At 36.6% G+C, this 2,317-nt stretch carries 4 protein-coding genes; all 4 read left to right on the top strand.

What is annotated here, in order from left to right; all coding sequences use genetic code 11:
* On the top strand, positions 1-498 hold a 498-nt coding region (locus GMD1S_RS07295), incomplete at its 5' end, for a UvrB/UvrC motif-containing protein (RefSeq protein ID WP_000652884.1).
* Positions 499-513: 15 nt separating this feature from the next.
* Positions 514-1,140, top strand: a complete 627-nt coding sequence (locus GMD1S_RS07290; protein ID WP_000699273.1) for an NAD(P)H-dependent oxidoreductase — start codon at positions 514-516, stop codon at positions 1,138-1,140.
* An 8-nt stretch (positions 1,141-1,148) separates the two neighbouring features.
* Positions 1,149-1,712, top strand: coding sequence for a GNAT family N-acetyltransferase (locus tag GMD1S_RS07285; protein WP_000262764.1), 564 nt, complete (start codon positions 1,149-1,151; stop codon positions 1,710-1,712).
* Positions 1,678-2,181, top strand: coding sequence for a GNAT family N-acetyltransferase (locus GMD1S_RS07280; protein ID WP_001054582.1), 504 nt, complete (start codon positions 1,678-1,680; stop codon positions 2,179-2,181). The genes GMD1S_RS07285 and GMD1S_RS07280 overlap by 35 nt, the downstream gene beginning before the upstream one ends.
* Positions 2,182-2,317: the final 136 nt, after the last annotated feature.

The raw sequence follows: 2,317 nt of genomic DNA, 5'->3' as shown, positions 1-2,317 counted from the left end.
TTGGGTGTTTTTGATGTCTTGGTCGGAATCAACCTGCTCCGCGAAGGGATTGACGTACCTGAAGTAAGTTTGGTTGCTATTCTAGATGCTGACAAGGAAGGCTTCCTTCGTAACGAACGTGGCCTCATCCAGACCATTGGCCGTGCTGCCCGTAATAGCGAAGGGCATGTAATCATGTATGCGGACACGATGACTCAGTCTATGCAACGTGCCATCGATGAAACGGCTCGCCGTCGGAAAATCCAGATGGCTTATAATGAAGAGCATGGTATCGTACCTCAAACCATTAAGAAAGAAATCCGTGACCTGATTGCTGTGACCAAGGCAGTTTCTAAGGAAGAGGACAAGGAAGTCGATATCAATAGCCTCAACAAACAAGAACGCAAAGAACTCGTCAAGAAACTGGAAAAACAAATGCAAGAAGCCGTCGAAGTGCTTGACTTTGAACTGGCAGCTCAGATACGCGATATGATGTTGGAAGTCAAGGCGTTGGGGTAGTGAAGGAGAAAACGAATGAAAATTTTAGTCATCAATGGACATCATGACAAGGGAAGTTTCTGTCAAGAAATTTTTCAAACGATTGTAGAAAATATTGACTCAAATCATCATGAGCTTGAATCTATTAACCTAAATGAGATAGATTTTGATCCTGTATTACGTTATGGTTATCGAAAACGGATGGAAGAGGACCCCTTCATACTTCGCTCTCAGGAATTAATTCAGTGGGCAGATCATTTCATTTTTGTTTATCCAATTTGGTGGAGTAGTATGCCTAGTTTATTGAAGGGTTGGATTGATCGTGTTTTCACGCCAGGAATTGCGTACTCTGCCAATAATCAAGGAAGTTTTATTTTAAACTACTTAAGGGGTCAGCAGTTTAAAAAGTTACTAAAAGGAAAAACAGCTAGTATTTACGCAACATCCATGGCACCAACATGGTGGTACAAAGTATTTTCAGGTCCTATCAATATCCCAGACAGTTATGGAATATCAGTATTAAAGAATGCTGTCCTAAATCACTGCGGTATTAAAACAAAGAAAGTTTCAATTTTGGGTGAGTTAGGGCGTGAGGTGAATACAAATTCTACAAGACAAAAATATCTACAAAAAGTAGCTGATGAAGTCAAGGCGTTGGATTAGGAAAAAGTATGGTTTATTTAAGAAAACTAAATGAAGAAGATTTGGTGTCTTTGTGGGAAATTGCTTATTCACAATCTAATCCAATTTGGAAGCAGTATGATGCTCCCTATTATGACGATTATCAGCATTTTCCTAATTTTCAAGAATTTAAACTACAAAAATCAGAATCTACTCTAAACAACTCAAATCGCCTTGGTATTTTTGTTGATGATAAATTAGTTGGGACTGTTTCGCGCTACTGGGTATGTAAACAAACAAGATGGATGGAATTGGGGATTTGTATTTATGATAACAAATTTTGGAACTCTGGCATTGGAAAAGCTGCTATGCTACAATGGATAGATCGGACATTTAAGGATTACTTGGTGTTGGAGCATCTTGGTTTGACAACTTGGTCAGGAAATCTTGGTATGGTAAAACTTGCTGAAAAATTAAGAATGAAAAAAGAAGCTCATATTCCAAAAGTTCGTTATTACCAAGGCAAATATTTTGATAGTATTAAATATGGTATTCTGAGAGAAGAATGGAGTAAAATAAATGAACCTAACTATCAAACAAATGGAAACTCCTGAAGAGATAGAAGGTAAATCCTTCGTTCATTGGCAAACGTGGAGAGAGGCTTATGATGATCTTTTACCTGCAGAATTTCAGGAGACGATGACATTAGAAAGATGTCGATTCTTTAGTCAAAAATATCCTAAAAATACATTGATTGCGATAGATGGCATGAAGGTAGTTGGTTTTATCAGTTATGGAAACTTTCGTGATGAGACTATTCAAGCTGGTGAAATTATTACCTTATATGTTTTAAAAGACTATTATGGAAAAGGTATTTCTCAGAAGTTAATGAAGGAAGCTCTGACGACTCTTGAACAGTTCTCTGAAATATTTTTATGGGTATTAAAAGGGAATAAGCGAGCCATTGCATTCTATCAAAAAATGGGTTTTACTTTTGATGGGCAAGAAAAAATACTTGACCTTGGAAAACCTATCACTGAAATTAGAATGGTACGTAAGAAATCCTCAAAATCTGAGACTTAAATACTGGTAGAATTGCGATTTTGTTTTCAGATTACTCAATGAACAAAAAATCACGTTTTAGCAGATATTTTAAATAGAAAGAAGTTATTATGAATTTGAAAGAGAAGAATTATAAGAAGTCATCGAGCTTAGATTC

The sequence above is a fragment of the Streptococcus sp. GMD1S genome (assembly GCF_000296875.1).
Taxonomy (GTDB): Bacteria; Bacillota; Bacilli; order Lactobacillales; family Streptococcaceae; genus Streptococcus.
This window is presented reverse-complemented; position numbering and strand designations above follow the sequence as displayed.